The sequence below is a fragment of the Massilia sp. CT11-108 genome (genome assembly GCF_047302915.1).
Lineage (GTDB): Bacteria > Pseudomonadota > Gammaproteobacteria > Burkholderiales > Burkholderiaceae_D > Telluria > Telluria orientalis.
The window spans coordinates 1-7,363 of sequence record NZ_JBKYMO010000283.1 but is presented as its reverse complement, the minus strand read 5'-3'; the positions used below and the strand labels follow the sequence as shown (position 1 = coordinate 7,363).

Genomic DNA, 7,363 nt, shown 5'->3' with positions numbered 1-7,363 from the left:
ATTCATCCGCCCCCCCCCGAGATCAACACCTCTATATGCGTCGGCCGGGTCAGATGTTTATAACACACAGGCGCCGGCCTTCTTCGCTTTGGCCGTCGGCGGCGCCTCCGAGATGGCCGTGCAGGCGGAGCGTCACGGCGCCGTCGTCGAACGCGTGGCGGCCGCGCACAGCCTGCGCATCATGATGGTCGTCGGTACGATCCCCTTCGCCGTGCGCTGGTTCGCGGCCCACGGCTGGGGCAACGGCCTCGATGCGTTCGTGCCGCTCGCCGGCCGGGTCGATGCGGCGGGGCTGTGCATCCTCATTGCCATCACGAGCTGCGCCGCGCTGGCGCTGAAACGCCTGCGCGTGCCGAACGCCTGGGTGATCGGCCCGCTGGTCGTGGCGCTGATGATGACGGCGGCCGGCGTGCAGCTGTCGCGTCTACCGGAGTGGATGATCCGCACGGGCCAGCTGTTCATCGGCGTCTCGCTCGGCACCCGCTTCACGCCGGCGTTCGTGCACACGGCGCCGCGCTTCCTCGCCAGCGTCGCTGCGTGCACGGCGCTCACGTTGCTGCTGGCGGGCCTGTTCGCGTTCTGCGTGGCGGCGGTGACCGGCCTGCATCCGGGGACGATGGTGCTGGCCACGTCGCCGGGCGGTATCGCGGAGATGGCGCTGACGGCGCGCGTGCTGCACCTGGGCGTGCCCGTCGTGACGGCGTTCCACGTCGCGCGCATGGTGGTCGTCGTGCTGGGGATAGCGCCGCTGTACCGGGTGTGGACGCGGGTCGGGTGACGCCCGGCGCGACTTGGCGTTAGCGTGGTTGCATATCCAGTCGCTCCGGGTAGCGGATTGTGCGACCATTGATTCACACCCAGCAACATTGTGTGTTCAACGTGCCGGTTGTGTTGTAGATTGTCGCATCCCCGACATCCGCGTCATCGACCATGAGCCACCCGAACCACACCAGCCAGTTTTCCCTGCTGACCCAGCGCCGTTTCGGCCCGTTTTTCTGGACCCAGTTCCTGGGCGCCTTCAACGACAACCTGTTCAAGACGGCGCTGCTCGTCGTGCTGACCTATGACGCGCTGTCGTGGACGACGCTGCCCGCCGCGCTGCTGAACAACCTGATCCCGGGCCTGTTCATCCTCCCGTACGTCGTGTTCTCCGCCACCGCCGGCCAGATCGCGGACAAGGTCGAGAAGGGCCGCCTGGCGCGCTTCGTCAAGCTGCTCGAAATCGGCATCATGGCCATTGCCGCCATCGGCTGGCTCACGCACAACCTGTGGCTGCTCGTCGCCGCGGTCGTCGGCATGGGCGTCCATTCGACGCTGTTCGGCCCCGTGAAATACGCCTACCTGCCGCAGCACCTGAAGCCGGAAGAACTCGTGGGCGGCAACGGCGTCATCGAAATGGGCACGTTCGTCGGCATCCTGCTGGGCGAGGTGATGGGCGCGATCCTGGCCGGCCACGGCGCCGCCGGCGTGCACCTCGTCGCGTTCGGGACGCTGGCCGTCGCCGTGCTGGGCCTCGCCATGAGCTGGCGTATCCCGGCGTCGCCGGCGCCCGCGCCGGGCCTCAGGATCAGCGCGAACTTCGCCGCCGAATCCGTGCGCAACCTGGCGTTCTCGAAAAAGAACCGCACCGTGTTCCTGTCGATGCTGGGGAATTCGTGGTTCTGGTTCTACGGCGCGCTCGTGCTGTCGCAATTCCCGCTGTACGCGAAGGAGTACCTGCATGGCGACCACAGCGTGTTCGTGCTGCTGCTGACCATCTTCTCGCTGGGGATCGGCACCGGCTCGCTGCTGTGCGAAAAACTCTCCGGCCGCAAAGTGGAGATCGGTCTCGTGCCGTTCGGCGCCATCGGCCTGTCGCTGTTTGGCATCGACCTGTATTTCGCGAGCCTCGGCTATACCAACACGGCGCCCGTCGACTTCATCGGCGTGCTGGCGCAGCACGGCACGCTGCGCATCCTGGCCGACATCCTGCTGCTGGGCGTGTTCGGCGGCTTCTTCATCGTGCCGCTGTTCGCGCTGATCCAGACGCGCTGCGACCCGGCGCACGTCTCGCGCACCATCGCAGGCATGAACATCCTGAATGCGCTGTTCATGGTGGCGTCGGCCGGCGTCGCGGTCTTCCTGATCGGCCGCGGTTTCAGCATCCCCGAGATGTTCCTGACGACCGCGCTGCTGAATGCCGTCGTCGCCATCTACATCTTCTCGCTCGTGCCGGAATTCCTGATGCGTTTCCTGGCCTGGCTGCTGATCCACACGATCCACCGCGTGTCGACGGTGGACGTCGAGCGCATCCCGGAAGAGGGCCCCGCGGTCCTCGTCTGCAACCACGTCAGCTACGTCGACGCCATCGTCATCCTGGCCGCGAGCCCGCGCCCGATCCGTTTCGTGATGGACCACCGCATTTTTAAGACGCCGCTGCTGGGCTTCATCTTCCGCACCGGCAAGGCGATCCCGATCGCCCCGGCGCACGAGAACCCGTGGCTGATGGAAAAGGCCTTCGTCGACGTCGCCCAGGCGCTGCACGAAGGGGAACTCGTGTGCATCTTCCCGGAGGGGAAATTGACGCGCACGGGCGAGATGAACGCATTCCGCGGCGGCATCGCCAAGATCGTCGCGCGCAGCCAGGTGCCCGTGATCCCGATGGCGCTGCGCGGGCTGTGGGGCAGCGTGTTTTCGCGCGATCCGTCGAATGTGTTCGAGCGCTCGTTCGCGCGCGGGCTGCGCTCGAAGCTGGCGCTGGCCGTCGGGCGGCCGGTGCCGCCGCAGCAGGTGACACCTGAGGGGCTGTACGAAGAAGTGCTGGCATTGCGCGGGGAATGGAAATAGTTTCTCGTGACAAAAACGCTAGTCATCCTGTGTGCCTCTGTTATAATTGTGGCCCGAGTCGGGGCGTAGCGCAGCCTGGTAGCGTACGTGCATGGGGTGCACGTGGTCGGAGGTTCGAATCCTCTCGCCCCGACCAATGAATTCATAGAGATGGGCCAGCTTTCGAGCTGGCCTTTTTTCATTTCTGTCGAGCAGGCAGGAAGTTCGCAGCTTAAAATACTTGTGTAAGCTCATGCTCGATACCGGATTGTTGCACGTTGTCTTTATGCTTTAAAAGTACAATCGTAGAGTTGTAAAAAGTTAAGCTGAGTGAGACGTGTCCGGCACGGCCATGCTGTCGTGCGGCGTCGCAGTGCGGCTCACCACTGCGGGCTACCGTTCCTGTTATCTGATGAAAAAAAGAGAAAATAAGTACAACCCTAAGCGAGCCCTTTGGGAGCTTAGCGCAGAGAATTTGCAAATTTGCGCACTCTTGGCAAAAAAAGTCAGGTATGGCGGGAATCCCGAGCATAAAAAGAATCCGGGTGATTTTGGTCTGACACCGCCGAGCGGTCCGCGCCAAGGGAAATCGTTATGCGACGTGGTCGCTATTTTTACGCGCGCCGAGGCACTCCGTTATTTGAGGATCGGTCTGAAAAAGGGTCTGGTTAGCGATCGTTTCGTGGACGGGTGGCCGAAAAACATATGGTCGGTGACCGAAAACGGCGTTGCTCTGGAGGCGCAAATCGAGAATCCACAGTTGGGTAGTTATCATGGTTATCCCATGCCCGACTCCGATCCTTTTGTCGAAGAAGTGCTAGCACGGTGGAACCTCAAATCATGAGAAAATTTCAATTGCATCATCCGTGGACTCATGCTGGGGATGATGTGCCGGAATTGCGCCAGACGATTTGCCGACTCGAGTTGAAAATTGGCGATGTTTCATTGACGCAGAACGAAGATATCTTTTCTCAAACGATATCGAATTCGGTCGTCGTATCCGCATATCCGCTAGCCTATTGGTTCGCAGCGAGTTGGTGGCGCCTGGTGTCGGAACCGCTTCCGCCAAGATCAGCGCGGCCTCCGACAAGTTGGCGAATGGCTCATGAAATGGGGGCGGCAAACTCCGGTTACGTGTGGCCTCAAGTTTTATTTGCAACAGACGGGGAGTCAATGCAAGTGTGGGCTGTTCCTTCGCGAGGCTCACGCGATCAATCCGTTCGGTATCTGAATGGCTTAGCTGCGCCAGTAACGTTTGCGATGCAGGATTTCGAAGTCGAGATCGAAGGTTTTATTAATGCGGTCATCGCTCGACTGGATGCAACTGGTGTGGCTGAGGCCGAAGCCTCATTAAAGTCCTTGTGGGCCGAAGTTGTGGCGGAGAGAGCAGATCCCGATACTGCGTTAGCTCGTCGCTGTGAAGCCGAGCTTGGTTATGATCCCGACGAGTGCCCCGAGGAGGTTCTATTCGCGGCTATCCGCTTAAAGGATCGGATCGGTGAGGCTGCGCTATCTGAGCTTGCGCCGGTTTATGGAAAAGCTGGCGGAGCAGATTCGATCTCGGACTTGGGGAGACTGATCGAATGTAAAGGTATTTCAGGCAGACCAGACCTGCCACGGATCAGTTCACGAATCAACAAGGGGGCCGCTCCTTGGGAGCGCGCCGTCGCCGATGCACGTCAGCTACGGAAAGAACTTCACGCCTCCGGCGATCATATCGATACAGATATGTTGTGTGAAGTCCTGGGTGTGCGAAGGGAAGAAATAGATCACTATGCATCGGATTCTCGTCACCGAGCCGGAATCGTGGTTCCCCACGGGAATCGTCACGTTTCTTTAATACCTCGAAAGCGGCATCCGCGATCAAGGCGGTTCGAGATGGCACGATTTGTTGGTGACTTGTTATATGTTAATTCAAACACGGACACTTGGCTTGCCTCCACCGACTTGAGTACCAACCGGCAAAAATATCAGCGTGCATTTGCTGCTGAATTTCTGTGCCCTATCGAAAAACTCCAGGGGTTCCTTGATGATGATTTTTCCGACGATAATCTGGAGGATGCAGCGGATCATTTCGAGATAAGTCCGGCAACGGTCACGTCGCTTCTTGCGAATAACAATCTCTTGTACCGGGAGTTCGGGGCGAGTGGTCTTCCTTACGTGTTATCTTGATGTGACATTCATGTCTTTTCGCATTCGAGTTCTTGTGGCTTGAGACAGGCACGCTTTCGAACTGGTCATATTTGTTAAGGGATTTTGCCGCACGGTAAGTACTCGCGGGCTCATGTCGATTTCAGTATATTAATCGCCAAATAAATACATCAGCGATCCGTCATGATCCGTCGATCCGCGCGCGCAACGACCATAGTCCAGTCCCTGGTTGGACTGTTGCTGGTTCTGACACCCGCATTAATTGTCTGGCAGCACGTCGGGATGACGCGGGTCCTGGAGATCTCGCCCAGGCAGCCTTACGGTGCCACGGTCACCGACGACCGCCACGAGAACGGCCAGTCCGTCTCGTCGCTCGTGCGGACCAAGGATGCCCTCGTCATGGGCTGCGCGCTGCGTGCGGGCTATGCGTGGCCATTCTGCAAGCTGCAATTCCACCTGGGGTGGGACGGCAAGGGCGTGGACCTCAGCCAGTTCGACTCGGTGGCGTTCGACATGCGGTATTCAGGCGCGTCCGGGCGAAAGATCAGGCTGCACCTGACGAATTTTGAACAAGAATTCTCCACCGTCGGCGACTGGAACTCGCAGCGGTACAACTCCGTCGAATTCGATGTGCCGGTGCAGACCACGTTCACGATTCCCATCAACGTCGTACGCACCGCCGACTGGTGGATCACGGCGCACGACGTCCCGCTGGAGAAAACGTATACCCGACTCGATAACGTCACGGCCGTGGAGATCTCGACGGGATCGGTGCCGCCCGGCCAGTCGATCACGCTCGAATTGCGGTCCATCCAGTTTCGCGGCAAATGGATATCGGATACCAAGCTGCTGACCTGGCTGGTGGGCGCGTGGATCGGCTGCGGCCTGCTGGGATTGTCGCTGAGCCTGATGCATACCCGTTCCAGTCTCTCCGCCACCAATGCTCGCCTGGAATTGCTGGCCGCCATCAACAAGGCGCTGCAACTCGAAGCGCGCGACCTCGCCAACCAGGCCCATACCGATCCGCTGACCGGCGCATTGAACCGCCAGGGCCTCAGGGAGGTGCTGATGAAACGCTTGCACGTCGCCGGCCACGTCGACGAGGAGATGGCGGTCGTGTTCATGGATCTCGACCATTTCAAGCGCATCAATGACGAGTATGGCCACGACGCCGGTGACGAGGTGCTGCGGCGTTTCGCTGCGCTCATCCGCCGCGAAGTCAGATCGAGCGACAAGCTGGTGCGCTGGGGCGGGGAGGAGTTCCTGCTCCTGTGTCCGGAAACCGGCGTGGCGCATGCCATGACGATGCTCGACAAGCTGCGCGCGGCGTTGGCGACGCAGGACTGGCCGCACGGGTTGCGCGTCACGTCATCCTTCGGCGTGACGTCGCTGAAGCCCGAGGAAGACATCGGGGCGGCGATCAAACGGGCGGACGGGGCGTTGTACCTCGCAAAGGCGAACGGCCGCAACCGGGTCGAAATCGCCTGACGTCAGGGCAGGCGCCGCCACACCGACATCGGAATGCCGCCGTCCGGCCGCGCCGGCACGCGGTAGCGCAGTTCGTCGCCATGCAACTCGAAGCTGCGCCGCTGCACCGTGCCTTCCCAGTTCGGGAAGGACGCGGCTTCGATGCGGAATACGAGCAGGCCGTCTTCCAGTGCGAGTGTGCCGTAGTGCGTGCTCGACCCGAGCACCGCGGCGCGAAGCTCCTCGCTCGTGCCGGCTGCCTTGTCCGCCGAAGCGAAGCGCGGGCGCTCGGCCTTGAAGATCTGCAGCGTGTAACGTCCTTGCGCATCGATGGCCAGGCGGCCCTTGGGCGCGGCGCCATAGTCACGCTCGATGCTGCCGTCGGGGCGCTGGACGTCGGCGGCGACGAGCGTCCAGGTGCCCGCGAGATCGGGCGGGACAGCCTGCACGGCCGGCGCGACGCTGGCCAGCACCATGCCGGCGATCTGCTTGTTCATGTCGTTCTCCTTTCAGGTGAAAACATCAGCGTAGCGCTGCCGTCGCCTGAACGGAATTCCCGAAATCCGCACCTGTTCCGTGCATAATTGCACAATGCAGACACCTGACTGGGACGACCTCCGCTTCTTCCTCGCGCTGTGCGAGGCCGGCACATTGTCGGGTGCGGCGCGCGCGACCCGTGTGGAACACACCACGGTGGCACGCCGCATCGACGCGCTCGAAACCGCGCTTGGTGCCCGCCTGTTCGACCGCTTTCCGAAGGGCTGGTCGCTGACGGCGGCCGGCACGGCGCTGGTGCCGCATGCGCGCAAGGTGGAAGACGACATGCACGCCTTGCTCAACGTGGCGCGCGGCGCGGCCGAGGTGGCGGGTGTCGTGCGCGTCTCGGCGCCGCCGGCGCTGACGGCCTGCCTGCTCGCCCCGCGCCTGCGTGGACCCTTGT

Annotated in this window: 7 protein-coding genes and 1 tRNA gene; 7 read left to right on the top strand and 1 reads right to left on the bottom strand. The window is 61.6% G+C overall.

Going from position 1 to position 7,363, the window contains the following annotated elements:
* From ACEN88_RS20310 to ACEN88_RS20285, 6 genes are all read left to right on the top strand, one after another.
* Nucleotides 1-778 (top strand): AbrB family transcriptional regulator (locus ACEN88_RS20310; RefSeq protein ID WP_413342445.1); only part of this gene is annotated, 778 nt, incomplete at its 5' end.
* Nucleotides 779-930: 152 nt separating this feature from the next.
* The gene (locus tag ACEN88_RS20305) at nucleotides 931-2,826 is read left to right on the top strand and encodes an MFS transporter (protein WP_413342443.1); all 1,896 of its coding nucleotides are present in this window, start codon (nucleotides 931-933) and stop codon (nucleotides 2,824-2,826) included.
* Nucleotides 2,827-2,885: 59 nt separating this feature from the next.
* Nucleotides 2,886-2,962, top strand: a tRNA-Pro gene (locus tag ACEN88_RS20300).
* A gap of 180 nt (nucleotides 2,963-3,142) precedes the next feature.
* Nucleotides 3,143-3,649, top strand: coding sequence for a hypothetical protein (locus ACEN88_RS20295; RefSeq protein WP_413342441.1), 507 nt, complete (start codon nucleotides 3,143-3,145; stop codon nucleotides 3,647-3,649).
* A complete protein-coding gene (locus tag ACEN88_RS20290; protein ID WP_413342439.1) occupies nucleotides 3,646-4,977 on the top strand; it encodes an ImmA/IrrE family metallo-endopeptidase in 1,332 nt (443 codons plus the stop codon). Before ACEN88_RS20295 ends, ACEN88_RS20290 begins: the two co-directional genes overlap by 4 nt.
* Nucleotides 4,978-5,238: 261 nt before the next feature.
* A complete protein-coding gene (locus tag ACEN88_RS20285) occupies nucleotides 5,239-6,444 on the top strand; it encodes a GGDEF domain-containing protein (protein ID WP_413342437.1) in 1,206 nt (401 codons plus the stop codon).
* 2 nt (nucleotides 6,445-6,446) lie between these two features.
* Here the strand turns inward: ACEN88_RS20285 and ACEN88_RS20280 are convergent, their stop codons facing one another.
* On the bottom strand, nucleotides 6,447-6,920 hold the full coding sequence (locus ACEN88_RS20280; RefSeq protein ID WP_413342435.1) for a lipocalin-like domain-containing protein: 474 nt from the start codon (nucleotides 6,918-6,920) through the stop codon (nucleotides 6,447-6,449).
* Between the two features lie 94 nt (nucleotides 6,921-7,014).
* Between ACEN88_RS20280 and ACEN88_RS20275 the strand changes: the two genes are divergently transcribed.
* Nucleotides 7,015-7,363 (top strand): LysR family transcriptional regulator (locus ACEN88_RS20275; protein ID WP_413342433.1); only part of this gene is annotated, 349 nt, incomplete at its 3' end.

Excerpts from the sequence above, each read along its gene's own strand:
- ACEN88_RS20305 (WP_413342443.1), top strand. The coding sequence starts at position 931 with ATGAGCCACCCGAACCACACCAGCCAGTTTTCCCTGCTGACCCAGCGC.
- ACEN88_RS20280 (WP_413342435.1), bottom strand. The coding sequence starts at position 6,920 with ATGAACAAGCAGATCGCCGGCATGGTGCTGGCCAGCGTCGCGCCGGCC.
- ACEN88_RS20290 (WP_413342439.1), top strand. The coding sequence starts at position 3,646 with ATGAGAAAATTTCAATTGCATCATCCGTGGACTCATGCTGGGGATGAT.
- ACEN88_RS20285 (WP_413342437.1), top strand. The coding sequence starts at position 5,239 with ATGACGCGGGTCCTGGAGATCTCGCCCAGGCAGCCTTACGGTGCCACG.